Origin of the sequence: Streptomyces curacoi (genome assembly GCF_001513975.1) — a bacterium.
Lineage (GTDB): Bacteria > Actinomycetota > Actinomycetes > Streptomycetales > Streptomycetaceae > Streptomyces > Streptomyces curacoi.
The window spans coordinates 188,615-213,264 of the sequence record NZ_KQ947984.1; the positions used below are offsets into that span (position 1 = coordinate 188,615).

Genomic DNA, 24,650 nt, shown 5'->3' on the forward strand with positions numbered 1-24,650 from the left:
GCGTGACCCCTGCCTCAGCGCCCCTACCGCAGGAACGGGTCCACCGCCACCGCCACGAACAGCAGCGACACATACGTGATCGACCAGTGGAACAGGCGCATCTCCTTCAGCTTCGCGCCCGTCACCTCCGCCTTCGCGCGGTTCTGGAGCGCGTGCGCCTCCCACAGCCACCAGCCGCCCGCGCCCAGGGCGACCGCGGTGTAGAACCAGCCGGTGTAGCCCAGCGGGGTCAGCAGCAGGGAGACGGCGACCATCACCCAGCTGTAGATCACGATCTGCTTGGCGACGACCTTGTTGGAGGCGATGACCGGAAGCATCGGCACGCCCACGCGCGCGTAGTCCTCCTTCACCTTCATGGACAGCGGCCAGTAGTGCGGCGGCGTCCAGAAGAAGATCACCATGAAGAGGATGAGCGGCGCCCAGGTGAGGGAGTTCGTGACGGCCGTCCAGCCGATCAGTACCGGCATGCAGCCCGCGATGCCGCCCCACACGATGTTCTGCGACGTACGGCGCTTGAGGATCATCGTGTAGACGACGACGTAGAAGAGGAGTGCGCCGAGGGAGAGCCAGGCGCTCAGCCAGTTGACGGTGAGGCCGAACAGCAGCGTCGAGACGACCGCCAGCGTGATGCCGAAGGCCAGGCACTCGCGCGGGCTGACCATCCCGGTGACCAGGGGGCGCTGCGAGGTGCGGTCCATGAGCGCGTCGATGTCACGGTCGATGTACATGTTGAGCGCGTTGGCGCCGCCGGCGGAGAGGTAGCCGCCGACGCAGGTCAGCAGCACCAGGCCCAGGTCCGGTACACCCCGCTCGGCCAGGAACATCACCGGCACGGTGGTGATCAGCAGCAGCTCGATGATCCGCGGCTTGGTCAGCGCCACGAACGCCTTGACCCGGGCCCCCAACGGCCGCCGGCTCGGGCTCTGGCTCGTCCCGATAATCCCCGCTGGACGGGATTCAACGGCCGTCACGCACACCCCTGACAGAGACATCCCAGCAAGCCTCCCCGTGTGAAGTCCCGGTAAAGGCTCGCGCGTACCACGCCACTGTAGACGTTGCCCAGACCCGGACATCCGCGGGGGTGGGGTCGTGTCCGGGGGCGGGCTCGGACGTGCGTACCCGGCATGGTTCGACGGGCGCGCCGACGCTCGATTGAGCAGTCGGATGAGCGGGTGCGTATTCAGTTGCCGAATGCGATCCCGGCCAGTCGGGAGGCGGACCTCCAAGAGTCCCGGCAGTCTGTAATGACTCGAAAAGATGCACGTTCGCACGGGGGTAGGCTCAGCAACGGCCGGTGGGCGCCCAGTGCACCGGCAGCCGGTGGGCGCACGCCCAGCAGACCGGTACCCGACATGTGTGGAGAGGAGCCCTGACCCAGGGTGAGCACCAAGCCGACCACCACAGACCTCGAGTGGACCGAGTTGGACCAGCGGGCCGTCGACACCGCCCGAGTCCTGGCCGCCGACGCCGTACAGAAGGTCGGCAACGGCCATCCGGGTACGGCGATGAGCCTGGCGCCTGCCGCCTACACCCTCTTCCAGAAGGTGATGCGGCACGACCCGGCGGACGCCGACTGGGTCGGGCGTGACCGCTTCGTGCTGTCCGCCGGCCACTCGTCCCTGACCCTCTACACCCAGCTGTACCTGGCCGGTTTCGGCCTGGAGCTGGACGACCTGAAGGCGTTCAGGACGTGGGGTTCGAAGACCCCCGGCCACCCGGAGTACGGCCACACCGTCGGCGTCGAGACCACCACCGGCCCGCTGGGCCAGGGTGTCGCCAACGCCGTCGGCATGGCCATGGCCGCCCGCTACGAGCGCGGTCTGTTCGACCCGGAGGCCCCCGAGGGCACCTCCCCCTTCGACCACTTCGTCTACGTCATCGCCGGTGACGGCTGCCTCCAGGAGGGCATCTCCGCCGAGGCCTCCTCGCTGGCCGGCCACCAGAAGCTCGGCAACCTGGTTCTGCTGTGGGACGACAACCACATCTCGATCGAGGGTGACACCGAGACGGCCGTCTCCGAGGACGTCTGCAAGCGGTACGAGGCGTACGGCTGGCATGTGCAGCGCGTCGAGCCGCAGGAGAACGGCGACCTCGACCCGGCCGCCATCTACGACGCGATCCAGCAGGCCAAGGCGGTCACCGACAAGCCGTCCTTCATCGCGATGCGCTCGATCATCGCCTGGCCCGCCCCGAACGCGCAGAACACCGAGGCCGCCCACGGCTCGGCGCTGGGCGACGAGGAGGTCGCGGCCACCAAGCGCGTCCTCGGCTTCGACCCGGAGCAGTCCTTCGAGGTCTCCGACGAGGTCATCAACCACACCCGCCAGGCGATCGAGCGCGGCCAGGCGGCCCGCGCCGTGTGGGAGAAGTCCTTCCAGCAGTGGCGGGACAACAACCCCGAGCGCGCCGCCGAGTACGACCGCATCAGCAAGGGCGAGCTGCCCACCGGCTGGGAGGAGAAGGTCCCGGTCTTCGAGCCCGGCAAGGGCGTCGCCACGCGTGCCGCCTCCGGCAAGGTGCTGCAGGCGCTGGGTGCGGTCATCCCGGAGCTGTGGGGCGGCTCGGCCGACCTGGCCGGCTCCAACAACACGACGATCGACAAGACGTCGTCGTTCCTCCCGGCCGGCAACCCGCTCCCCGAGGCGCAGCCCTACGGCCGCACGATCCACTTCGGCATCCGCGAGCACTCCATGGCCGCGGAGATGAACGGCATCGCGCTGCACGGCAACACCCGTATCTACGGCGGCACCTTCCTGGTCTTCTCCGACTACATGCGCAACGCCGTGCGTCTGTCGGCGCTGATGCACCTGCCGGTGACGTACGTGTGGACGCACGACTCCATCGGCCTCGGTGAGGACGGCCCGACCCACCAGCCCATCGAGCACCTGGCCTCGCTGCGGGCCATCCCGGGTCTGAACATCGTCCGCCCCGCGGACGCCAACGAGACCGCGATCGCCTGGCGCGAGATCCTGGGGCGCTACACCAAGGAGTTCGGCAAGGGGCAGCCGCACGGTCTGGCGCTGACCCGTCAGGGTGTGCCGACGTACGAGGCCAACGACGACGCCGCGCGCGGCGGTTACGTGATGTTCGAGGCCGACGGTGGTGAGCCGCAGGTCATCCTGATCGCGACCGGTTCCGAGGTGCACGTGGCCGTCGAGGCGCGTGAGCAGCTGCAGGCGGCCGGGGTGCCGACGCGGGTCGTGTCCATGCCGTCGGTGGAGTGGTTCGAGGAGCAGGACCAGGGGTACCGGGACAGCGTCCTGCCGCCGTCCGTCAAGGCGCGTGTGGCGGTGGAGGCCGGTATCGGTCTCACCTGGCACAAGTACGTCGGGGACGCGGGTCGCATCGTTTCCCTGGAGCACTTCGGTGCTTCGGCCGACGGCAAGGTCCTCTTCCGGGAGTACGGCTTCACTGCCGAGAACGTGGCCGCCGCCGCGCGGGAATCCCTCGCCGCGGCCCAGCGCTGACGCTCATATACGAGACGTAGGAGTTTGATTTTCCATGACAGACGCACTGAAGCGCCTCTCCGAGGAAGGCGTCGCGATCTGGCTGGACGACCTGTCGCGCCAGCGCATCACGTCCGGCAACCTCTCCGAGCTGATCGACCAGCAGCACGTCGTCGGTGTCACCACCAACCCGACGATCTTCCAGAAGGCGATCAGCAGCGGCGACGGCTACGACCAGCAGCTCGCCGACCTCGCCGCCCGCAAGGTCACGGTCGAAGAGGCGATCCGCATGATCACCACGGCGGACGTCCGGGACGCCGCCGACATCCTGCACCCGGTCTTCGACGCCACCGGCGGCCAGGACGGCCGGGTCTCCATCGAGGTCGACCCGCGCCTCGCCCACAACACCCGGGCGACCGTCGCCGAGGCCAAGCAGCTGGCCTGGCTGGTGGACCGTCCCAACACCCTCATCAAGATCCCGGCCACCAAGGCGGGCCTCCCGGCGATCACCGAGGTCATCGGCAACGGCATCAGCGTCAACGTCACGCTGATCTTCTCGCTGGAGCGCTACCGCGAGGTCATGGACGCCTACCTGGCCGGCCTGGAGAAGGCCAAGGCCAAGGGCCTGGACCTGTCCAAGATCCACTCGGTCGCCTCCTTCTTCGTGTCCCGCGTGGACACCGAGATCGACAAGCGGATCGACGCCCTGGGCACCGACGAGGCCAAGGCCGCCCGCGGCAAGGCGGGCGTGGCCAACGCGCGCCTCGCCTACCAGGCGTACGAGGAGGTCTTCTCCTCCGACCGCTGGAGCGCGCTGGAGAACGCGGGCGCCAACAAGCAGCGTCCGCTGTGGGCCTCGACCGGTGTGAAGGACCCGGCGTACAAGCCGACCCTGTACGTCGACGAGCTGGTGGCGCCGAACACGGTGAACACCATGCCGGAGGCCACTCTCCAGGCCACCGAGGAGAAGGGCGAGATCACCGGCAACACCATCGCCGGCACCTACGAGCAGGCCCGTGCCGACCTGGACGCGGTCGAGAAGCTCGGGATCTCGTACGACGACGTGGTCCAGCTCCTTGAGGACGAGGGCGTCGAGAAGTTCGAGGCGTCCTGGAACGACCTGCTGAAGTCGACCGAGGCGGAGCTCCAGCGCCTCGCCCCCGTGGAGGGCTGATCCCTTGCCACCCTTCACCGTCACGGAAGCGAACCCGCTTCGTGACGCCGCCGACCGACGGCTCCCGCGTATCGCGGGGCCGTCGGGCCTGGTGATCTTCGGCGTTACGGGCGATTTGTCACGTAAAAAGCTGATGCCCGCCGTGTACGACCTCGCGAACCGGGGTCTGCTGCCGCCGGGCTTCTCGCTGGTCGGCTTCGCCCGCCGCGAGTGGGCCAACGAGGACTTCGCGCAGGAGGTCCACGACGCGGTCAAGGAGCACGCCCGCACCCCCTTCCGCGAGGAGGTCTGGCACCAGCTCATCCAGGGCATGCGCTTCGTGCAGGGCACCTTCGACGACGACGACGCCTTCGAGCGGCTGCGCGCCACGATCGAGGAGCTGGACAAGGCCCAGGGCACGGGCGGCAACTTCGCCTTCTACCTCTCGGTGCCGCCGCGTTCCTTCCCGGTGGTCATCCAGCAGCTGAAGAAGCACGGCCTGGCCGACCAGACGCCCAGCTCCTGGCGGCGCGCGGTCATCGAGAAGCCCTTCGGCCACGACCTGAAGTCGGCCGAGGAGCTCAACAAGGTCGTCCACGAGGTCTTCGCCCCGGACCAGGTCTTCCGCATCGACCACTACCTGGGCAAGGAGACCGTCCAGAACATCCTGGCGCTGCGCTTCGCCAACACGATGTTCGAGCCGATCTGGAACCGGTCCTTCGTCGACCATGTGCAGATCACCATGGCGGAGGACATCGGCATCGGCGGCCGGGCGGGCTACTACGACGGCATCGGCGCGGCGCGCGACGTCATCCAGAACCACCTCCTCCAGCTCATGGCGCTCACGGCCATGGAGGAGCCCGCCTCCTTCGACGCGGACGCGCTGGCGGCGGAGAAGACCAAGGTGCTCGGGGCGGTCAGGCTCCCCAGGGACCTGGGGCGCGACACGGTGTTCGCGCAGTACGCGGCCGGCTGGCAGGGCGGCGCGAAGGCGGTCGGGTACCTCCAGGAGGAGGGCATCAACCCCAACTCCAAGACGGACACCTACGCCGCGATCAAGCTGGAGATCGACAACCGCCGCTGGGCGGGTGTCCCCTTCTATCTGCGCACCGGCAAGCGGCTCGGCCGCCGTGTCACCGAGATCGCGGTGGTCTTCCAGCGCGCTCCGCACTCCCCCTTCGACACGACGGCCACCGAGGAGCTCGGCCAGAACGCGATCGTGATCCGCGTCCAGCCCGACGAGGGCGTCACGGTCCGCTTCGGCTCCAAGGTCCCCGGCACGTCGATGGAGATCCGGGACGTCTCCATGGACTTCGCCTACGGCGAGTCCTTCACCGAGACCAGCCCGGAGGCCTACGAGCGGCTGATCCTGGACGTCCTGCTCGGTGACGCCAACCTCTTCCCGCGCACCGAGGAGGTCGAGCTGTCCTGGAAGATCCTCGACCCGATCGAGGAGTACTGGGACAAGCACGGCAGGCCGGCCCAGTACCCGGCCGGCACGTGGGGTCCCGTCGAGGCGGACGAAATGCTCGAGCGAGACGGACGGAGCTGGCGCCGCCCATGAAGATAGACCTGACCGACACCACGGCCAGCAAGATCAACAAGGCGCTGGTGCAGGGCCGCCGGGCCATCGGCACCCCGGCCGTCGGCATGGTGCTCACGCTGGTCATCGTGACGGACGAGGAGAACGCCTACGACGCCCTGAAGGCCGCCAACGACGCCTCGCGCGAGCACCCCTCGCGCACGCTGGTGGTCATCAAGCGCGTCTCGCGCTCGCCCCGCGACCGTACGCAGTCCCGGCTGGACGCCGAGGTGCGGGTGGGCGCGGACGCGGGCACCGGCGAGACGGTGGTCCTGCGCCTGTACGGCGAGGTGGTCGACCACGCCCAGTCGGTGGTCCTGCCGCTGCTGCTGCCGGACGCCCCGGTCGTCGTGTGGTGGCCGGTGAACGCGCCGCTCGACCCGGCGAACGACCCGCTGGGCGCGCTGGCCCAGCGCCGGGTGACCGACACATACGCCTCGGAGCAGCCGGTGCGGGACCTGTCGGCCCGGGCCGACACCTACACGCCGGGTGACACGGATCTGTCCTGGACCCGGATCACGCCGTGGCGCTCGATGCTGGCGGCGGCTCTTGACCAGGTGGTCTGCGAGGTGAAGGCCGTCGAGGTGGAGGGCGAGGAGTTCAACCCGAGCTGTGAGCTGCTGGCGATGTGGCTCGCGGACCGGCTGGACGTCCCCGTGAAGCGGTCGCTGTCGTCGGGCCCCGGTCTGACGGCGGTCCGTATGGACACCGACTGCGGCCCGATAGCGCTGGACCGGGCGGACGGTTCCCTGGCGACCCTCTCCATCCAGGGCCAGCCGGACCGCGCGGTGGCGCTGAAGCGGCGGGAGACGGCCGAGCTGATCGCGGAGGAGCTGCGGCGGCTCGACCCGGACGACACGTACGCGTCGGCGCTGCGGTTCGGGGTGGAGCGGCTGAACACCGTCCCCGCCTCGGGCGTCCGGGGCGGGGAAGCCGCCGTGGCCGAGACCCAGGCCGAGGAATCGCCGGCCCCCGAGGAGCCCCCGGCCACGGAGGGATCACCGGCCACGAAAGGATCACCGGCCAAAGGAGCAGCGGTCGAGACTCCCGTCGAAGCCGCTGCGAAAGCACCCGCGAAGGCAGCGACGGCGCAGGAACCGGTGAAAAAGGCGGCGGCGAAGTGAGTACGGCACCCCAGCTCGTCGTGCACCACGACAAGGAGCTGATGGCACAGGCCGCGGCGGCCCGGCTGATCACGAAGATCGTGGACGCGCAGGCCTCCCGGGGCTCGGCGTCCGTGGTCCTCACGGGCGGCCGCAACGGCAACGGCCTGCTGGCCGCGCTCGCGGCCGCCCCGGCCCGGGGCGCCATCGACTGGGGGCGCCTGGACCTCTGGTGGGGCGACGAGCGCTTCCTCCCCGAGGGTGACCCGGAGCGCAACGTCACGCAGGCGCGCGAGGCTCTGCTGGACGCGGTGCCGCTGGACCCGAAGCGGGTGCATGCCATGCCGGCGTCGGACGGTCCGTTCGGCACGGACGTGGATGCGGCGGCGGCCGCGTACGCGGAGGAGCTGGCGAGGGCCGCGGGTCCGGAGAACCACGGCTCGGTCCCGACGTTCGACGTCCTGATGCTGGGCGTGGGTCCCGACACGCACGTGGCCTCCCTCTTCCCGGAACTCCCCGCGGTACGGGAGACCGAGCGCACGGTCGTCGGCGTCCACGGTGCCCCGAAGCCGCCGCCGACCCGAGTGACCCTCACGCTCCCGGCGATCCGCTCGGCTCGTGAGGTCTGGCTGCTGGCGGCGGGCGAGGACAAGGCCCAGGCTGCGGCGATCGCACTGTCGGGCGCGGGCGAGATCCAGGCGCCGGCGGCGGGAGCGTACGGCCGTTCGAGGACCCTGTGGCTGCTGGACTCGGCGGCGGCGTCGCAGCTGCCGAGGTCGCTGTATCCGCCTGCGTCGCCGTGAGTTCAGGGGGCTCCGCCCCGTGAACCCGCTCCTCAAACGCCGGACGGGCTGGTTTTCAGCCCGTCCGGCGTTTGAGGACGAGGCCCGTTCAGGGCCGAAGCGGGGGTCTGGGGGCGGCAGCCCCCAGGGGACGGTGGGGGTCCCCCCTCTGGGGGAGGGCAGGGGCGGCGGGGGCGAGAACCCTACTTCACCGAACCCGCCATCACGCCCTGCACAAAGTGCCGCTGGAACGCGAAGAACACCACCACCGGCACCACCAGCGACACGAACGCCCCCGGCGCCAGCACATCGATGTTGCTGCCGAACTGCCGTATCTGGGACTGAAGTGCCACCGTGAGCGGCTGTGACGCGCTGTCGGCGAACAGCAACGCCACCAGCATGTCGTTCCACACCCACAGGAACTGGAAGATGGCCAGTGAGGCAATCGCCGGCCGCCCCACCGGAAGCACCAGCCGCGTGAAGATCCGCCACTCGCTGCCCCCGTCCATCCGAGCCGCCTCCAGCATCTCCTTCGGCATCTCGGCGAAGTAGTTCCGCAGCAGGAACACGGCGAACGGCAGCCCGTACGCCACATGGAAGAGGACGACGCCGGGAATCGTGCCGAACAGCCCCAGCTGGCCGAAGAGTTTGGCGACCGGCAGCAGCCCGATCTGCACGGGCACCACCAGCAGCGCCACCACGACCAGGAAGATCGCCTCGCGCCCCGGGAAGTCCAGCCACGCGAAGGCGTACCCGGCGAGCGCCGCGAGGACCACGACCAGCACGGTCGTCGGCACCGAGATCAGCACGGTGTTCCAGAATGCCTGGCTGATACCGGCGTTGCCCAGCAGCGCCGAGTAGTTGTCGAAGGACAGCTGGCCGGGGCTGGTGAACACCGTCCACCAGCCGCCCTTCGCCGTGTCCTCGGCGGACCGCAGCGAGGAGAGGAACAGCCCGGCCAGCGGTGTCATCCACACCAGCCCGACCACCACGAGGAAGGCCTGGACGACCCCGTTGCCCAGTCCGCGCCTGACCGTGTTCATGGCCGCGTTCATCGCTGACTCCTTCGGAAGCGGCGGACGTTGAAGACCATCGCGGGGATCACGAGCAGCAGGAGCAGTACGCCCAGCGCGCTGCCCAGGCCCTGGTTGTTGCCGCCGCCGAACGACACCAGCCACATCTGTGTCGCGAGCACGGTCGCGTCCTCCTGAACCGGCCCCGGCGCGATGATGTAGACGAGGTCGAAGACCTTCATCACATTGATGACGAGGGTGACGAACACGACCGTCAGCACGGGCGCCAGCAGCGGCACCGTGATCCGCCGGAAGATCTGCCACTCGTTCGCGCCGTCCATCCGCGCCGCCTCCAGCGCGTCCCGGGGGAGCGCCGCGAGCCCCGCGCCGATCAGGACCATCGCGAAGCCGGTCCAGATCCACAGGTACGCCCCGATGATCGCCGGTGTGACGAGCGTCGGCCCGAGCCAGGAGATCCCCTCGTAGGGGGCGGCGAAGTTCGAGGCCGGGAGCCTCACCGCGTACGAGCCGTCGTCCAGCCCCTCGAAGCGGAAGGAACCGTCGGCCGCGGTGGTCGTCGACGCGACCGCCTTCCCGGCCCGCACCGCCTCGACCTTCATCTCCGGCAGCCCGCTCTCCCGCCGGTCGACCTTGCCCTGCTCCCCTCCCCCGCCGGGCGTGAAGTCGAGGTACACGACGCCGCGCAGTTCACCGGGCGCCGCCTCGCGCGCCGCGGCCGGGTACGCCGGCTCGGCACTTTCGGGCAGGTCGTCGGGGAGCACCCCGACCAGGCCCAGCGTCACCGCCTGCCCCGGGGACACGCTCGTACTCGTGCGGTACGAGCCGTCCGCTGCCTCGGTCAGCCCCTGTCCGTCGCGCGCCCGGGCCGTCGGATAGGTCGACGTGCCCTGGAAGGCGTCGTGCAGGGAGACGGCCGCGGCGTTGAGCACGCCCTTGTCCGGGTCGGCGTCGTAGGCGAGCCGGAAGATGATCCCGGCGGCGAGGAAGGACACCGCCATCGGCATGAACAGCAGCAGCTTGAACGCGGTGGCCCAGCGGACCTTCTCCACCAGCACGGCCAGGATCAGGCCGAGGCCGGTCAGCAGGGCCGGGGCGACGACGACCCAGATCGTGGTGTTGCGGATCGCCTTGAGGGTGGCCGGGTCGCGGAACATCTCGGCGTAGTTCTCGCCGCCCACGAAACGGGTGCCGGAGGCGTCGAAGAAGCTGCGTCCGACGGAGAAGAGGACGGGGTAGACGACCAGGGCGCCCAGCAGGAGCAGGGCGGGGAAGACGAAGAGAAGGGCGACGAGCCGTCCACGCCGCCGCGTGCGCCGGGCCCGTGTCCTGCCGGCGCCCGCGGTGGGCGTGGGGCTCGCCTCTTTCACGAGTGTGGCGGTCATGGCAGGTCAGCCCTGGCCCTGGTACGCCTTGGCCGCCGCGGCCTCCAGCTTCGCCGCGGTCCCCTTCGGGTCCGACGGGTCGCGCAGGAAGTCCTGGAGCAGCTTCCACTCGCCCGCGCCCTTCGTGCCGCCGAAGGCCGCCGGGGCCTGGTCGGACATGTCGAAGCGGACCGAATCGCCCGCGGCGACGAGGGACTTGGCGGTCGCGCGGGTGACGTCGTCGCCGTACGACGCGAGGTCGAGGTTCTTGTTCGGGGACAGGAAGCCGCCCGCCTCGGCCCAGACCGCCGCGGCCTCCGGTGTCGCCAGGTACTCCAGGAGCGCCATGCCGGCCTTCTGGTTCTTGCCGTCCTTCAGGACGACGGCCGCGTCACCACCGCTGACCACCGGTGCCTTGCCACCGCCGACCGCCGGGAAGGGGAAGAAGTTCGCGTCCTCGCCGATCGTCCTGCCGAACTGGTCCTTGGCGACGCCGGCGACGAAGTCGCCCTCGTAGACCATGCCCGCCTCGGGCTTGGGCCCGAACACCTTCTCCACCGAGCCCGGGAAGTCGGTGTTGAGGGCCTCCTTCTGGCCGCCCGCGATCAGCTGCTTGTCCTTGAACAGCTTGCCGAGCGTGGTGAGGGCCTCGACCACGGACGCGTCGGTCCACTTCAGCTTGTGCGCGGCGAGGGCGTCGTACTTCTCGGGTCCGGCCTGCGAGAGGTAGACGTTCTCGAACCAGTCGGTGAGGGTCCAGCCGTCCTGCCCGGCGACCGAGAAGGCGGCGAGGCCGGAGTCGGAGATGGTCTGCCCGGCCTTCAGCATCTCGTCGTAGCTCTTCGGCGCCTCGACACCGGCCTGCGCGAGGGCGTCCGGGCTGTACCAGACGGTCGACTTGTGGGCGGCCTTGAAGTACAGGCCGTAGAGGGTGTCGTCGACGCTGCCGTAGTTCTTCCACACGGGCGCGAAGTTTGCGTCCACGGACTGCTGTGCGGTCTTGGACAGCGGCTTGAGCCAGCCCTTCTGCGCGAACTGCTGGAGCACCCCGACCTGCGGGACCATCACCACGTCGGGGGCGTTGCCGCCCTCGATCTTGCTGCCGACGACGGTGGAGACGTTGTCCCCGGTGGACGTGAACTGGGTCTTGGCGCCGGTCTTCTCGCTGAACGCGTCCAGCACCTTCTGGAAGTTCTTCTGCTCGGTGCCGGACCAGACACCGGCCACGGTGACCGTCTGACCGCTGAGCGCCTTGTCGCCGCCGCCCGCGGAGACGGGGCCGCCGCCACAGGCGGTCGCGCCGAGCGCCAGGGCGAGGGCGGTGCAGCTGGTGAGCAGGGTCGTACGGCGTCGCATCATCGTTGATGTCCCTTCGGGGGGTGGGCAATTCACGGAAAATCAGGACGGTCGGTACGGGTCAGCAGGGATCAGGGCCTCAGGACCTCAGGGCCGGGTCCCGTCGCTCATCCACCAGGCCGCCGTGGAGCCGGGCAGCACTCCGGCCGGGCAGGGGCCGCTGGACAGCAGGGGGGTGCCGGAGACCGGCGCGGGGACGGTCGCCGTACCGAAGTTGACGGCGCAGACGAGGCCGTCGCCGCGGGCGAAGGCCAGGACGCCGGGCGGGCTGTCCAGCCAGCGCAGTGTTCCCTCGCCCAACTGGGGAAGCGCAGCGCGCAGTTGGAGGCCGTCGCGGTAGAGGTGCCAGAAGGAGCGGGTGTCGGCGAGGGCGCGGTCGGTGGCGTACTCGGCGAAGTACTCCGGCTGCGGCAGCCACGGCCTGGCGCTCTCCGCGCCGGAGGTGAAGCCGAACGGTGACGCCTGTCCCGACCAGGGCAGCGGCACCCGGCAGCCGTCGCGGATGCGGGCGCGGCTGCCGGTGCGGCGGAAGATGGGGTCGGTGAGCACGTCGTCGGGCAGGTCGACGACCTCCGGCAGGCCCAGCTCCTCGCCCTGGTAGATGTACGCGGCTCCGGGCAGCGCCAGCATCAGCAGTGCGGCGGCGCGGGCGCGGGCGGCGCCGAGGCCGCTGCCCTCGGTCGCGGGTTCGCCGTAGCGGGTGACGGTGCGGACCTGGTCGTGGTTGTTGAGGACCCAGGTGACCGTCGAGCCCGTGCCGGCGATGTCCTGCATGGCCTCGGAGATGACCTTGCGGAAGGCGTCGGCGTCCCAGGGGGCGCTGAGCAGGTCGAAGAAGAAGGCCTGGTGGAGCTCGTCCGGGCGGACGTACAGGGCGTGCTCGCGGGCCGTCGGGACGGACACCTCGCCGACGAGGAGGCGCTCGCGGCCGTCGCGGGCGGTGTACTCCTCGCAGATGGCACGCCACCGGCGCCACACCTCGTGCACCTCGGGCTGGTTCCAGGCGAGCGGGTTGACCGAGTCGCGGGTGCGGGCGTCGGCCTCCGGGTCGTCCGAGTCGGGCAGATCCGGGTGCTTGAAGAGGCCGGCGGCGACGTCGATACGGAAGCCGTCGATGCCCCGGTCCAGCCAGAAGCGGAGGATGCGGTCGAACTCGGCGGGGATCTCGGGGTTGCGCCAGTTCCAGTCGGGCTGCTCGGACGCGAACATGTGCAGGTACCACTGGCCGGGCCGGCCGTCCGCCTCGGTCACCCGGCTCCAGGCCGGGCCGCCGAACATGGAGTGCCAGTTGTTGGGCGGCTCGGAGCCGTCGGCGCCGCGGCCGTCGGCGAAGTGGAAGCGGGCGCGGGCCGGGCTGCCGGGTCCGGCGGCCAGGGCCTCGGCGAACCACGGGTGCTCGCTGGAGCAGTGGTTGGGGACGATGTCGAGCAGCACCTTGATGCCGAGCCGGCGGGCCGCCGCGACCAGCAGGTCGAACTCGGCGAGGTCGCCGAAGAGCGGGTCGACGTCGCAGTAGTCGGCCACGTCGTAGCCGTGGTCGTGCTGCGGCGAGGGATAGAAGGGGCTCAGCCAGATCCCGTCGACCCCGAGCTTCTTCAGGTACGGCAGCCCGGCCCGGACCCCGGCGAGATCGCCGACGCCGTCGCCGGTGCTGTCGAGGAAGCTGCGGACGTACACCTGGTAGATCACCGCGTCGCGCCACCAAGGGAGCCTGTTCAACCCATTGACCTGTCTCTGTGAAGGGCAGCAGTTATGCATGCATGTTAAGTAGCGGTGTCGCGAGGGTGTCAATGAATTGAGCGCAAGCTACTCGGCAGTTGCCTACCTGAAATGGGACATAGCCCAGCATTGCGAACCGAGATGAGACGTCGGCGTTACCTAACAAGTAACTACGGCCGCGAGCGGCTGAGCAGTGGAGCTGCGGTCAGCGGGCGACGGCGTCGAGCTCGCGCGCCAGCCGTCGCACCGCCGCCTCGGGCGTCACACGGCCGGCCATGGCGTCGTGCACGACCGCCTGCACGACCAGGCTCACCTGGTCGTAGCGCGGGCTCTTCGGGCGCGGCGCGGCCGTGAGCACGCTCTCGCGCAGGGTCGGCAGATACGGGAACTCCCGGACCAGCTCCGGATCCTCGTACAGGTCGGCCCGCACGGGCGGCAGCGCACCGCGGCCGAGGACCTGGCGCTGGACACGCTCACTGGTCAGGTACGCGATCAGACGGGCGGCCGAGTCGGGATGCCGGGCGTGGGCGCTGACGGCCAGGTTGGAACCGCCCAGGACGCTCACCCCCGGTCCGTCCGGACCCGGCAGCGGTACGGCGCCGATCTTCCCGGCCACCGGTGAGCCCTCGGCCGACGCGCCGACGTAGGCGTAGGGCCAGTTGCGGAGGAACAGCAGGCGTCCGTCCTGGAAGGCCTGCTTGGACTCCTCCTCCTTGTAGGTGAGCGCACGCTCGGGGATCCAGCCCTCGCGTACCCCACGGGCGAGGAAGCCGATGCCTTCGCGGGCCGCCGTCGAGTTCACGGTGACGCGCTCGCCCTCGTCGCCGAGGATCGAGCCGCCCGCCGAGTAGACGGCCTCGGCGGCGTTGACGGTGAGGCCCTCGTACGGCAGGAACTGGCCCGCGTAGCCGTCGAGGCCGTACTCGGGCGCGATGGTCTTCGCGGCCCGTTCCAGTTCGGACCAGGTGCGCGGCGGGTCGACGCCCTCCTTGGCGAGGATGTCCTTGCGGTAGAGGAGCAGACCGGCGTTGGTGACGTACGGGACGGCGTACAGCTGGCCGTCGTAGGTCGCCGTGTCCACGACCGGCGGGAGGAAGGTGCCGAGCGGGAAGCGGTCGCGGGGCAGCGGGCGGATCCAGCCGTGCGCCGCGAACTCCGAGGTCCAGCTGACGTCGATGTTGAGCAGGTCGAAGCGGCCGCCGTCGCCGTCGCGCAGGTCGGTGATCATCTGCGCGCGGGTCTCGTCGGCGGAGTCCGGCAGTTCGACGAGGGTGACCTTCTCGCCGGGGTGGGCGCGGTTCCAGCCCGCCAGCACGGAACCGAGATAGCCGGTGAGGTCGCCGGCGGTGGCGAGGGTCAGGGGCCCCCGGCCGCTCGCGGTGCTCTCGTCGCCCCGGGCGCCGGAAGCGATGTAACCCGCCAAGATCACGACGAGGACGAGAAGGCCCCTACCGGCGGCGTGTATCCACCGCATAGGTTCCTCCTTGCACACCGGCCCTGGGCACCTTCGCCCGGAGTCAGAGGCCATGTATACCTGTTAGGTATGCGCGATACTAGGCCTTGCGGCACATTACCCGGATGCGAGGAGGAGAGCGCGAGTGCGGCTGCCCCTCCTGGCCCTGCTGGCGCGCGGACCGGCCCACGGCTACGAGCTCAAGCAGGACCTTGAGCAGACGCTGGGCTCCGCGTACCCTCAGCCGAACGTCGGCCAGATCTATGTCACCCTCGGCCGCCTCGAGAAGCAGGGACTGATCGAGGGCGAGGACGTCGAGCAGTCCAGCCGACCCAACAAAAAGGTCTACCACCTCACCGATGCCGGGCGTGAGGCGCTGCGCGCCTGGTTCGAGGAGCCCGAGGACGAGCCGCGGGTACGGGACGAGTTCTTCATGAAGCTGGCCCTCGCCCCGCAGACCGGTCTCGCCGACCAGATCGCCCTCATCAACAGACAGCGGCGCCAGTACCTGAACACCATGCGTCAGCTGTCGAAACTGGCCGGCGCCGAGGACCGGGACAACCGCATCGCCCATCTGCTGATAGAGGGCGCGATGCTGCACCTGCAGGCAGACCTCGACTGGCTGGAGCGGTGCCAGGAAGAGCTGGAGGAGCTGGAGTGAGCGACGATTCCACTCCTGTGCTGCGCGCCGACGGTGCCGCGGCGCCCAAGGAAGGTCCCCGGAGCCCTGTGCTGCGCGCCGAGGGCCTGGTCAAGACGCATTACGGCGAGGGCGCTCCGGCGTATGCCGTGCGCGGGGTCGATCTGGCGGTCCGGCAGGGCGAGTTCGTGGCGATCACCGGTCCGTCCGGTGCCGGCAAGTCGACCTTGCTGCATCTGCTGGGCGGACTGCAGCGGCCCGACAGCGGCAGCATCTGGCTGGACGGCGAGTGCGCGGACAAGTGGAGCGAGGCGCGCTGGGCGGTGGAGCGCAGAAAGCGCCTGGGCATCGTCTTCCAGTTCTTCAACCTGGTCTCCGACCTGTCCGTCGCCGACAACGTCGAGCTGCCCGCCCTGCTCGCCGGCGTCCCGCCCAAGCGGGCCCGCGCCGAGCGGGCGGAGCTGCTGGCCGAGCTGGGCCTCGCGGGCAAGGAGCGGAGCATGCCGGGTGAGCTGTCCGGCGGCGAGCAGCAGCGGGTCGCGCTGGCCCGGGCCCTGGTCAACCGTCCCCCGCTGCTGCTGGCCGACGAACCCGCGGGCAGCCTGGACAGCAAGGGCACCCGCGAGGTGATGCGGCTGCTGTCCCGCTTCCACCAGCGCGGCCAGACGATCGTGCTGGTCACGCATGACGCACGGCTGGCGAGCGCCGCGGACCGGGTGATCAGCTTCTTCGACGGGCGGATCGCGGACGACGCCGAGCTGGACGGCGGGACGCCGTCGCGCCGGGCCGGGATATCGGGTGTGCTGGAGCTCAGGGACTGACATGCCGGTGTACGACCACTGCCCCGTACGCGGGCCGAGGGGCTGAGGCCGGTGCGAGCCACCCTGCGCTGGGCGCACTCCGATCTGCGCACGCACCGCGGCGAGGCGCTGTTCCTCGTGCTGGCCACGGCCGGCATCGTCGTGTCGCTGTTGCTGGCCACGGCTCTCTTCGGCTACGCCACCAACCCCTGGCAGCGCGTCTTCACCCAGGCCAACGGCGCGCACGTGTGGTTGCACACCAGTTCCTCGGCCGACACCGGCCGGCTGTCCTCGGTCGGCGCCGTCGAGTCCGTCGCAGGCCCCTACCCCACCGCCACGACCACCGTCGCCGCCCGCGGCACCCGCGCCTCCGTCGAACTGCGCGGCACACCCGAACGCCCCGCCGTCGACCGCCCGCTCCTCACCTCCGGCCACTGGCTGGACCCCGCGAACCCCGACGGCGTCGTCCTGGAGAGCCGTCTGGCCCGCGCCCTGCTGGCCGCCCCCGGCGACACCCTCACCCTGCCCGGCACCGGCCGGACCCTGACCGTCCTCGGCATCGCCGACAGCGCCGAGCCGCGCTACCGGCCCGGCGAGCAGCCGGGGCTGGTCTGGGCGCCGCCGTCCGCCGTGCGCGAGCCCGGCGGCCAGGTGATCGGGCTGCGTCTGACGGATCCCGACGAGACCGACTACGCCGTCCAGCGCGCCGTGACCGTGCTGGGCGCCGGCGCGGTGGACGAGGTGTCCACCTGGAAGCAGGCGCGCGCCGAGGCGCAGGGCGACAACCGGCTGCTCGGACAGGTGCTGGGCCTGTTCGGGCTGGGCGCACTGGTCGCCGCCGGGCTCGCCGTGCACGGGGCGATCGGCACCCGTATCCGCGGCCATCTGCGGGACATCTCGGTGCTGAAGGCGATCGGCTTCACGCCGGGTCAGGTGGTGCGCGTCTTCCTGATCCAGCACCTCGCGTACGCGCTGCTGGGTGCGCTGGCCGCGGCGGCCCTCATCCAGGCCCTCGGCAGCCGCATCCCGGGGCGGCTCGGGGACGCGGTCGGGGTGTGGCAGGGGCTGCCGGGGCACACCGTGGCGCTGCTCGTGGTGCCGGTCGGCGCGGTGCTGTTCATCGGCGCGACCACCGGGCTCGCGGCGTGGCGGGCGGGACGGGTGCCCCCGGTGCCCGTGCCCCGGCCTGCGGCCCCGCTCGGCGGGCGGCTTTCCGGGCCGGCCCGGCGGGGGCTCGGGCTGCGGGTGCCGCCCGCGCTGGTCCTGGGCTGGCACCGGGCTTTCACGGGCCGCAGGCGGTCGCTGGCCACGGTCGCCCGGCTGGCGCTGCCGCTGCTGCTGATCGTGGTCGCGATGAGCGCCTGGACCACCATCGACCGTTTCGACAGCAGGCCGGAGCGGATCGGTCTGCCGACCGCCCTCACCGCACGTGCCGACTCCGGCCTGGCCGAGCGGGACGCCCGCGCGCTGCTGGAGCGCGACCGGCAGGTCGCCGCGGCCTACCCTGGCGTCGAGGTGGCCGCCCTGGTCCCGGGGCAGACGGCCACGATCGCCCTGCGCGGGCTCGGCACCCGCGCGGAGCCCTACCCGTACGCCCTGGCCGAGGGCCGGGCCGCACAGGGACGCGACGAGGCGGTGGCCGGGCAGGGGCTGCTGGACCTGCTGGACGTGAAGGTCGGCGACTGGGTACGGATGACCGTCGGCGACCAGCCGCAGATCCTGCACATCGTGGGCCGCAGCATCGAGCCGGAGAACGCGGGCCGCGTCATCTCCACCTCCCTCGACACCCTCCGCGAGAACGACCCCGGCCTCGACCCCACCCTCTACGAGCTGCGGCTGCGCCCGGGCGCGGACCCGCAGGAGGTCGCCGACCGGCTGGTCACCGCCGGAGCCGGACGCCTGGACGTGCACGCCGTGCCGAACCCCGCTGACGGGCTCTCGCCCCTGCGGGGAGTCGTCGTGGGTCTGATCGCCGTACTGGCTCTCATCGGGCTGATCGAGCTGCTGACCGCGATCGGCGGCACCGTCCGCGAGGGCGAGCGCGACCTGCTGGCCCTCAAGGCCATCGGCCTGTCCCCCCGCCAGATCACCGCGATCACCGTCACGTCCACCGCCTGCACCGCCCTGGCCGCGGTCGTCATCGGTACGGCCCTGGGCACGCCCCTCGCGCACTGGCTGATCGACGCCCAGGGCAGATCGAGCGGCATCGGCGCCGGGATCGCCCAGGGGCCGTCCGCCGCCCTCCTGCTGCTGTACGGCGCGGCAGCGGTCACCGGGGCGGCCGCGCTCGCCGCCGTCCCCGCCGCCCGCGCGGCCCGTCGCCGCCTCGCGGACACCCTGAGCGCGGTCGCCTGACCGGCGGAGCCGACGGTTGCCCGGGGTCAGGTGCCGTGGGGCCGCTGTGGGTTGTACGGGGGCTGCGGCGGGATGTGCGGAGGACGCGCCGGGATGTGCGGAGCCTGCGGCGGGACGTGCGGAGCCTGCGGGGCGTACGGATTCCGGGGGCCCGGCGCGTAGGGGTTGCCCTGCGGCGGGCCGAAGCCGTTCGGTGCGTACGACGGTGGCGGCGGGGTCGGTGCCGGCGCCGGCGCCGGATACCGGCCCGGGAGCGGCGGCAGCGTGGCCGGGTGGGCCGCCAGCCGGATGCCGTACCGGCTCTTGAGCCGGCCCATCTCCAGCAGCGCGATGGCGGTGACCGTCACCGGGGCGCCCAGGATGAAGACGACGCCCATGGCCAGCCCGAGGCCGTGCAGATCGCCCGTGATCAGATCGGGGATGGCCATCAGCCAGGTCGTGACGGTGGCGAGCAGGGGCGGCAGACAGCGGTGCACGGCGGCCGTGCCGAAGAAGTTGCCGGAGATCCGCCAGGCGCCGGCCATCACGAAGAAGGCCATCCAGAGCCCCACGAAGCCGAACAGCAGCGTCCCGAGCGGCCCGAACGCATTGCCCAGCTGGAAGAGCAGCACCGTCCCGAACGCCGAGCCGATGAACAGCAGCAGCAACTTCAGCGACCTGACGAGCGGCTCCCGCAGCTGCCCCACGGTGCCGGCGCCGGAACGCCGCCAGAGGTAGAGCATCACGCCGACCGTGAGCGGCGTGATGAAGAGCAGGACGGCGGAGGCGGTCGCCGCGTTGTCCAGCATCTCGTCGAAGGCGAACCCGCCCTCCACGAAGGTGTAGACGCCGAACGCCGCCACCGCGCCCGCGATGACGCGTGCCTTCTTCAGCGCGTCCACCGACGGATCCAGTGACTCCGGGATCCAGGTCGGGTGGAACACCGCCCGCGCCACATGATGAGGCTTCAGGAACGACCGGGCGGTCAGTGCGCCACCGGTCCAACTCCCTTGCGTATTCGCCACTTCACACTCCCCCGAGTGATCGTGCTCATGATCACCGAGGGAGTCTACGGGAAGCGGACGACCGCGCGCCGCCCGCTTTCCGCGTCCGCGATCACGACCGGCCGCGCAGCTCCCGGTACTTGGCGACGAGCGCCTTGGTCGACGCGTCCAGCCCCGGCACGTCGGCGCCCTCGGTGAGTGCGGGCTCGACGCGCTTGGCGAGGACCTTGCCGAGCTCCACGCCCCACTGGTCGAAGGAGTCGATGTTCCACACCGCGCCCTGCACGAAGACCTTGTGCTCGTACAGCGCGATCAGCTGGCCGAGCACCGACGGGGTCAGCTCGCGCGCGAGGATCGTGGTCGTGGGGTGGTTGCCCTTGAACGTCCTGTGGGCCACCAGCTCCTCAGGCACCCCCTCGGCACGCACCTCGTCGGGCGTCTTGCCGAAGGCCAGCGCCTGCGTCTGGGCGAAGAAGTTCGCCATCAGCAGGTCGTGCTGCGCCTTGACTTCGTCACTCATCTCGGCGACCGGCTCGGCGAAGCCGATGAAGTCCGCCGGGATCAGCTTGGTGCCCTGGTGGATCAGCTGGTAGTACGCGTGCTGCCCGTTGGTGCCGGGCGTGCCCCACACGACCGGCCCGGTCTGCCAGTCGACCTCCTGCCCGTCCCGGTCGACGTACTTGCCGTTGGACTCCATGTCCAGCTGCTGCAGATACGCCGTGAACTTCGACAGGTAGTGGCTGTACGGCAGCACCGCGTGCGACTGGGCGTCGTGGAAGTTGCCGTACCAGATGCCCAACAGGCCGAGCAGCAGCGGCGCGTTGGCCTCGGCGGGTGCGGTGCGGAAGTGCTCGTCGACGAGCCGGAAGCCGTCCAGCATCTCCCGGAAGCGGTCGGGCCCGATGGCGATCATCAGGGACAGGCCGATCGCCGAGTCGTATGAGTACCGTCCGCCGACCCAGTCCCAGAACTCGAACATGTTGGCCGTGTCGATGCCGAAGTCGGCGACCTTCTCGGCGTTCGTCGACAGGGCGACGAAGTGCTTGGCGACGGCTTCCTGGCCGGCCTTCAGTTCGCCGAGCAGCCAGTTGCGCGCGGACGTGGCGTTGGTGATCGTCTCGATCGTGGTGAAGGTCTTGGAGGCGATGACGAACAGCGTCTCGGCCGCGTCCAGGTCGCGGATGGCCTCGTGCAGGTCGGCGCCGTCGACGTTCGACACGAAGCGGACGGTGAGGTCGCGGTCGGTGTAGCTGCGCAGCACCTCGTAGGCCATCGCCGGGCCGAGGTCGGAGCCGCCGATGCCGACGTTGACGACGTTCTTGATGCGCCGGCCGGTGTGGCCGGTCCAGGCGCCGGAGCGGACCCGCTCGGCGAAGTCGGCCATCTTGTCGAGGACGGCGTGCACACCGGGGACGACGTTCTCGCCGTCGACCTCGATCACCGCCTCGCGCGGCGCGCGCAGCGCGGTGTGCAGCACGGCGCGGTTCTCGGTGGTGTTGATCTTCTCGCCGCGGAACATGGCGTCCCGCAGCCCGAACACGTCCGTCGCGGCGGCCAGCTCCCGCAGCAGCCGCAGCGTCTCGTCGGTGACGAGCTGCTTGGAGTAGTCGATGTGCAGGTCACCGACCTGGAGCGTGTATCCGGCGCCGCGCCCGGGGTCGGCGGCGAACAGCTCCCGCAGCTGCACCTGGCCGAGCTCCTCGCGGTGCTTGGCCAGCGCGGTCCACTCGGGCATCTGGTTGAGCCTGGTACGGCCGTCTGCGTTCATGTCCGACTTCAGCCTTCTTTCCTGCCTGCTTGGGCTGTTCCAACCTAGTTGATCAGCGGGTGACGTGAGCTGTCGTCGCGTCGTCGTCCGGTGCAACAACAGGTACGTCGGCCTTGCTCGCAGGTATCAACGAGGTGACGGCCAGGGCGAACAGCAGGGCCCCGAGCAACGCCGGCGCGTTCAGCCCGTAGGCGTGGGCGACCGCTCCGCCGAGCACGGCGCCGAGCGGAGCACCGGAGGTGGAGGCGGTGCGGAAGGCGGAGGCGATGCGGCCGAACATGGTCTCGGGGCTGCGCTGTTGCATCAGCGTGACCTGGTTGACGTTCCACACCATGTTCATGAGGCCGAGCAGCAGCATCCCGCCGAGCAGCGCGCCGAGGTGCCGCACCGTGCCCATGACCAGCAGGGACACGACCTGGACCGTGCCGCCGAAGAGCAGCGCCCGCACCCGTCCGACCCGGCGCGCGATCCGCTGGGCGACGAGGCCGCCGGCCAGGCTCCCGGCCGCGTACACGGTCATGGCGGCCGCGTACTCCGCGTCACCGGCGTGCAGCCACCGCGTCACATGGAGCACCAGGGTGGCGATCAGGGCGCCCATGCCGATGTTGCACAGCAGCGTCGCCACGCAGACCGCCCGCAGCGCGCGGTCGCGCCACAGCGCGCGCAGTCCCTCACCGATCTCGGCCCGGAGCGTGCTGCCGGCCGGGCGCGGCTCCCGCTCGGGCGGGCGAAGGCGCAGGGACGCGATCAGGGCGGCGGCCAGCAGATAGGTGCTCGCGTCGGCCACGAACGGCATGGCGGCCCCGACCGTCAGCAGCAACGGCACGAACGGGCCAGCCAGCAGGCCGCCCGCGAGCTGCTGGCCGCTCATCAGCCGGGCGTTGGCACTGCCCAGGGCCGCGCGGTCCACCAGGTTCGGCAACAGGGCCGTGGCCGCGTTGTCGAACAGTGTCTGGAGTGCCGTCAGTGAGAAGGCGAGCGCGAGCACCAGAGGGATCGACGCGTGTCCGAGTCCGACGGCGAGGGCGAATCCGGCGACGAGCAGTCCTCGTACGAGATCCACCGCCCACATCGCGCGCCGCTGGTCCACCCGGTCCGCCACGGCGCCACCGAGCAGCCCGAACAGCAGCCACGGGACATAGCCGCAGGCGGTGACCGAGGCGATGACCAGGGGGTCGTCGGTGAGCTGCACGGCGAGCAGCGGAAGCGCGGTGGTACGCAGCGCGTCTCCGAACCGGGAGACCACGGCGGCGGTCCACAACCGTCCGAATCCCCCGCGCCACGCGGGCGTACGCCCGCCCACCGCCTCAGCCGTCGCCACAACTCCCCCTCACGATTCGTCCGATGAACAAACCGTAGAGGGCACCACTGACAATCGGTCCCGAGCGGCACCGCACCCGTGCGTCAAACGGGTCCGGCCAGGCATCCCTCGATGCCCGGCCGGTCCTCAACTCCTAGATCTCGCCCCGCAGTTTGGCGAGCGCCTCGGCGAGGATCGCCTCGCCGTCCGCGTCGCTGCGCCGCTCCCGTACATACGCCAGATGCGTCTTGTACGGCTCGGTGCGCGGCGGGTCCGGCGGGTTGTCCCGGTCCTGTCCTGCGGGAAAGCCGCAGCGCGGGCAGTCCCAGGTATCGGGCACCTGCGCGTCGCTGGCGAAGCTCGGCTGCGTCTCGTGCCCGTTGGAGCACCAGAAGGAGACGCGCAGCCGCGGCGCGGACTCGCCGCGCTCGGCCTCGCCCATCGGCCCCGCCCCGACCCGGCTTCCTCGGATCGCGTTGCCACTTGCCACGGTCGTAACTCCCTGCGTGATGGTGCCGCGAAGCGAGTCGGCGTTTCGCTTCGCTGCGAGCGCCTCAGTCTACGTAAGGCCCAACGCGCGTCCAGTGATTGGAGTTACAGAGCCCTCACACCAAGACGCAAGCCCCATGATAGGCCGCGCTCAGCTGCGCGTACCGAACATGGGGCCTTACGTGCGGATTGTGCGTGCCGGTCAGTTGGTCACCTTCATCAGGATGCCGAGCACGACAATGCACGCAAACCAGAGCAGACCGACCACAACGGTGATCCGGTCGAGGTTGCGCTCGGCGACCGAGGAGCCGCCGACGGACGACTGCATGCCGCCACCGAACATGTCGGAGAGGCCGCCGCCCTTCCCCTTGTGCATCAGCACCAGCAGCATCAGCAGCAGGCTGAAGACGATCAGGGCGATCGAGAACCCCAAAACCACGGCTGGACCAACTTCCTCGGACTTGTATGGACGACGGGGGCACGGTGGTAGGCCACCATGCCCCCGCAAGGGTACGACGTATCGCCGCTACCGCATACTCACTGGTCGCGGAAGCGCACGATCTTGACGAACTCGTCGGCGTCCAGCGAGGCACCGCCGACCAGCGCGCCGTCGATGTCGGCCTGCGCCATGATCTCGGCAACGTTGCCGGACTTCACGGAGCCGCCGTACTGGATGCGCACCTTGTCGGCCACGTCCTGCGAGTACAGCTCGGCGATCTTGCCGCGGATGGCGGCGCAGACCTCCTGGGCGTCCTCGGCGCCGCAGACCTTGCCGGTGCCGATGGCCCAGACGGGCTCGTAGGCGATCACGATGGTCTCGGCCTGCTCGGCCGGGATGTCCTTCAGACCGCCCTCGACCTGGGCCAGGGTGTGCGGGACGGCGTTGCCGGCCTCGCGGACCTCCAGCTCCTCGCCGACGCACATGATCGGGGTCAGGCCGTGCTTGAAGGCGGCCTTGACCTTGGCGTTGACGATCTCGTCGGTCTCGGCGTGGTACTGGCGGCGCTCGGAGTGGCCGATCGCCACGTACGTGCACTTCAGCTTGGCCAGCATCGAGCCGGAGATCTCGCCGGTGTAGGCGCCGGAGTCCTGGGCCGAGATGTCCTGGGCGCCGTACTTGATCTTCAGCTTGTCGCCGTCGACCAGGGTCTGCACGGAGCGCAGGTCGGTGAAGGGCGGCAGGACGGCGACCTCGACGGCCTCGTAGTCCTTGTCGGCCAGGGCGAAGGCGAGCTTCTGGACGTGGGCGATGGCCTCGAGGTGGTTGAGGTTCATCTTCCAGTTGCCCGCCATCAGCGGCGTGCGCCCAGAAAAATTAGATGCAGC

The 24,650-nt window shown here is 70.6% G+C and carries 20 protein-coding genes; 8 read left to right on the plus strand and 12 right to left on the minus strand.

Annotation, left to right across the window (positions count from 1 at the left end; translation table 11 throughout):
- Positions 1-23: 23 nt before the first annotated feature.
- Entirely contained in the window at positions 24-992 is a 969-nt protein-coding gene (locus AQI70_RS00885; RefSeq protein WP_251062116.1) for a heme o synthase, read from the minus strand.
- A 387-nt stretch (positions 993-1,379) separates the two neighbouring features.
- Between AQI70_RS00885 and tkt the strand changes: the two genes are divergently transcribed.
- Genes tkt through pgl form a run of 5 tightly spaced genes read left to right on the plus strand, consistent with a single transcriptional unit; the run spans position 1,380 to position 8,087 of the window.
- Positions 1,380-3,467 carry a transketolase gene (tkt, locus tag AQI70_RS00890; RefSeq protein WP_062142627.1) on the plus strand — a complete coding sequence of 696 codons (2,088 nt, stop codon included), beginning with the start codon at positions 1,380-1,382 and terminating at the stop codon, positions 3,465-3,467.
- Between the two features lie 34 nt (positions 3,468-3,501).
- On the plus strand, positions 3,502-4,620 hold the full coding sequence (tal, locus tag AQI70_RS00895; protein ID WP_062142630.1) for a transaldolase: 1,119 nt from the start codon (positions 3,502-3,504) through the stop codon (positions 4,618-4,620).
- A 4-nt stretch (positions 4,621-4,624) separates the two neighbouring features.
- Positions 4,625-6,163, plus strand: coding sequence for a glucose-6-phosphate dehydrogenase (zwf, locus tag AQI70_RS00900; protein ID WP_037889857.1), 1,539 nt, complete (start codon positions 4,625-4,627; stop codon positions 6,161-6,163).
- Positions 6,160-7,305: a glucose-6-phosphate dehydrogenase assembly protein OpcA gene (gene opcA / locus AQI70_RS00905; protein ID WP_062142634.1), complete on the plus strand. Its 1,146-nt coding sequence runs from the start codon at positions 6,160-6,162 to the stop codon at positions 7,303-7,305. Before zwf ends, opcA begins: the two co-directional genes overlap by 4 nt.
- The gene (pgl, locus tag AQI70_RS00910; protein ID WP_004002149.1) at positions 7,302-8,087 is read left to right on the plus strand and encodes a 6-phosphogluconolactonase; all 786 of its coding nucleotides are present in this window, start codon (positions 7,302-7,304) and stop codon (positions 8,085-8,087) included. Before opcA ends, pgl begins: the two co-directional genes overlap by 4 nt.
- Positions 8,088-8,269: 182 nt before the next feature.
- Here the strand turns inward: pgl and AQI70_RS00915 are convergent, their stop codons facing one another.
- The 5 genes from AQI70_RS00915 to AQI70_RS00935 all read right to left on the minus strand — a co-directional run bounded on the left by AQI70_RS00915 (position 8,270) and on the right by AQI70_RS00935 (position 15,010).
- Positions 8,270-9,109, minus strand: coding sequence for a carbohydrate ABC transporter permease (locus AQI70_RS00915; protein ID WP_037889849.1), 840 nt, complete (start codon positions 9,107-9,109; stop codon positions 8,270-8,272).
- A gap of 8 nt (positions 9,110-9,117) precedes the next feature.
- Positions 9,118-10,482, minus strand: coding sequence for an ABC transporter permease (locus tag AQI70_RS00920; RefSeq protein WP_062142636.1), 1,365 nt, complete (start codon positions 10,480-10,482; stop codon positions 9,118-9,120).
- 6 nt (positions 10,483-10,488) lie between these two features.
- Positions 10,489-11,820, minus strand: a complete 1,332-nt coding sequence (locus AQI70_RS00925; protein ID WP_062142639.1) for an ABC transporter substrate-binding protein — start codon at positions 11,818-11,820, stop codon at positions 10,489-10,491.
- Positions 11,821-11,904: 84 nt separating this feature from the next.
- The gene (locus AQI70_RS00930; protein ID WP_208607264.1) at positions 11,905-13,575 is read right to left on the minus strand and encodes a glycoside hydrolase family 13 protein; all 1,671 of its coding nucleotides are present in this window, start codon (positions 13,573-13,575) and stop codon (positions 11,905-11,907) included.
- 166 nt (positions 13,576-13,741) lie between these two features.
- A complete protein-coding gene (locus tag AQI70_RS00935; protein ID WP_062142645.1) occupies positions 13,742-15,010 on the minus strand; it encodes an ABC transporter substrate-binding protein in 1,269 nt (422 codons plus the stop codon).
- Positions 15,011-15,134: 124 nt separating this feature from the next.
- Here AQI70_RS00935 and AQI70_RS00940 point away from each other — a divergent pair, with 124 nt between their 5' ends.
- The 3 genes from AQI70_RS00940 to AQI70_RS00950 are packed head-to-tail and all read left to right on the plus strand — an operon-like array spanning position 15,135 to position 18,784.
- Positions 15,135-15,650, plus strand: a complete 516-nt coding sequence (locus AQI70_RS00940; RefSeq protein ID WP_062142648.1) for a PadR family transcriptional regulator — start codon at positions 15,135-15,137, stop codon at positions 15,648-15,650.
- 17 nt (positions 15,651-15,667) lie between these two features.
- Positions 15,668-16,450, plus strand: a complete 783-nt coding sequence (locus AQI70_RS00945; RefSeq protein ID WP_062142651.1) for an ABC transporter ATP-binding protein — start codon at positions 15,668-15,670, stop codon at positions 16,448-16,450.
- 51 nt (positions 16,451-16,501) lie between these two features.
- Entirely contained in the window at positions 16,502-18,784 is a 2,283-nt protein-coding gene (locus AQI70_RS00950; protein WP_062142654.1) for an ABC transporter permease, read from the plus strand.
- Between the two features lie 26 nt (positions 18,785-18,810).
- Here the strand turns inward: AQI70_RS00950 and AQI70_RS00955 are convergent, their stop codons facing one another.
- From AQI70_RS00955 to tpiA, 6 genes are all read right to left on the minus strand, one after another.
- Positions 18,811-19,788 carry a hypothetical protein gene (locus AQI70_RS00955; RefSeq protein ID WP_062142656.1) on the minus strand — a complete coding sequence of 326 codons (978 nt, stop codon included), beginning with the start codon at positions 19,786-19,788 and terminating at the stop codon, positions 18,811-18,813.
- A 91-nt stretch (positions 19,789-19,879) separates the two neighbouring features.
- Entirely contained in the window at positions 19,880-21,535 is a 1,656-nt protein-coding gene (pgi, locus tag AQI70_RS00960) for a glucose-6-phosphate isomerase (protein ID WP_062142659.1), read from the minus strand.
- A 52-nt stretch (positions 21,536-21,587) separates the two neighbouring features.
- Complete coding sequence (locus tag AQI70_RS00965) at positions 21,588-22,856, minus strand: MFS transporter (RefSeq protein WP_425264592.1); 1,269 nt, start codon at positions 22,854-22,856, stop codon at positions 21,588-21,590.
- Positions 22,857-22,989: 133 nt separating this feature from the next.
- On the minus strand, positions 22,990-23,325 hold the full coding sequence (locus tag AQI70_RS00970) for an RNA polymerase-binding protein RbpA (protein ID WP_078066843.1): 336 nt from the start codon (positions 23,323-23,325) through the stop codon (positions 22,990-22,992).
- Positions 23,326-23,526: 201 nt separating this feature from the next.
- A complete protein-coding gene (gene secG, locus AQI70_RS00975) occupies positions 23,527-23,757 on the minus strand; it encodes a preprotein translocase subunit SecG (protein WP_004002137.1) in 231 nt (76 codons plus the stop codon).
- A gap of 104 nt (positions 23,758-23,861) precedes the next feature.
- Entirely contained in the window at positions 23,862-24,617 is a 756-nt protein-coding gene (tpiA, locus tag AQI70_RS00980) for a triose-phosphate isomerase (RefSeq protein WP_079051098.1), read from the minus strand.
- Between the last annotated feature and the right edge of the window lie 33 nt (positions 24,618-24,650).

What these genes read in the sequence shown, in the direction of transcription:
- AQI70_RS00915 (WP_037889849.1), bottom strand. Translation starts at nt 9,109, where the DNA reads ATGAACACGGTCAGGCGCGGACTGGGCAACGGGGTCGTCCAGGCCTTC.
- AQI70_RS00930 (WP_208607264.1), bottom strand. Translation starts at nt 13,575, where the DNA reads ATGCATAACTGCTGCCCTTCACAGAGACAGGTCAATGGGTTGAACAGG.
- opcA (WP_062142634.1), top strand. Translation starts at nt 6,160, where the DNA reads ATGAAGATAGACCTGACCGACACCACGGCCAGCAAGATCAACAAGGCG.
- AQI70_RS00935 (WP_062142645.1), bottom strand. Translation starts at nt 15,010, where the DNA reads ATGCGGTGGATACACGCCGCCGGTAGGGGCCTTCTCGTCCTCGTCGTG.
- AQI70_RS00925 (WP_062142639.1), bottom strand. Translation starts at nt 11,820, where the DNA reads ATGATGCGACGCCGTACGACCCTGCTCACCAGCTGCACCGCCCTCGCC.
- AQI70_RS00885 (WP_251062116.1), bottom strand. Translation starts at nt 992, where the DNA reads ATGTCTCTGTCAGGGGTGTGCGTGACGGCCGTTGAATCCCGTCCAGCG.
- tal (WP_062142630.1), top strand. Translation starts at nt 3,502, where the DNA reads ATGACAGACGCACTGAAGCGCCTCTCCGAGGAAGGCGTCGCGATCTGG.
- pgi (WP_062142659.1), bottom strand. Translation starts at nt 21,535, where the DNA reads ATGAACGCAGACGGCCGTACCAGGCTCAACCAGATGCCCGAGTGGACC.
- AQI70_RS00920 (WP_062142636.1), bottom strand. Translation starts at nt 10,482, where the DNA reads ATGACCGCCACACTCGTGAAAGAGGCGAGCCCCACGCCCACCGCGGGC.
- tpiA (WP_079051098.1), bottom strand. Translation starts at nt 24,617, where the DNA reads ATGGCGGGCAACTGGAAGATGAACCTCAACCACCTCGAGGCCATCGCC.